Origin of the sequence: uncultured Formosa sp., from assembly GCF_947500765.1 — a bacterium.
GTDB lineage: Bacteria > Bacteroidota > Bacteroidia > Flavobacteriales > Flavobacteriaceae > Formosa.
On the sequence record NZ_CANMTH010000060.1, the window covers coordinates 1 to 624 of the forward strand.

Consider the following 624-nt stretch of genomic DNA (forward strand, 5'->3'; position numbering starts at 1 on the left):
CAACGTGTTTATATATGGTTTGTTGCGTTGTTTAAGCAACCAATTTAGTAAATAATTACTGACAAAGAAAATCCGCGAGGATTTTCGCAAGTAGGCAGAAAGTTAGCAATAAATTATATATGGTGTTGTAGGTAGTATTTTATCTATATCCAACTTCTTTTTCCTGATGATAAAAGTTCGTTTCAATTCCATTTGTTTTGAGAATAGAACTAATTTTTTCAGATTCATTTCCACTACAATTAAATCGTAATTTTCCGCCATTAAATTCAATTTTATAGTGAGCTGGTGTTCTACTCATATATTCATAATATGTTGCTTTTTCAATTTCAGAGAATGAAAGATTCATTTTTTTATTTCCAATAAGATTCATTGGGTATTCAATTCTAAATTCAGCTCTTTTTGAGTCAATTTTCACTCTTTTAATCCATTTTTTATTTTTCAGATTTAGAATGATTAGAAATAGAATAATTGATATTCCAAATAGTAAATATGGGTTTTCATTTTCCAAAAAGTAATTTGGTAAAAAAGAAATTAATAAAGTTAAAATTAAAACTTTACCAATTCCACTTATATATTCTGGTTCAAATTCCATTTCGTTTTTTTTATTACCTACAACGGTTTTGT

At 26.3% G+C, this 624-nt stretch carries 1 protein-coding gene; it reads right to left on the minus strand.

Going from position 1 to position 624, the window contains the following annotated elements; translation table 11 throughout:
* Positions 1–139: 139 nt before the first annotated feature.
* Positions 140–624 (minus strand): hypothetical protein (locus tag Q1B05_RS18605; RefSeq protein WP_299782970.1); only part of this gene is annotated, 485 nt, incomplete at its 5' end.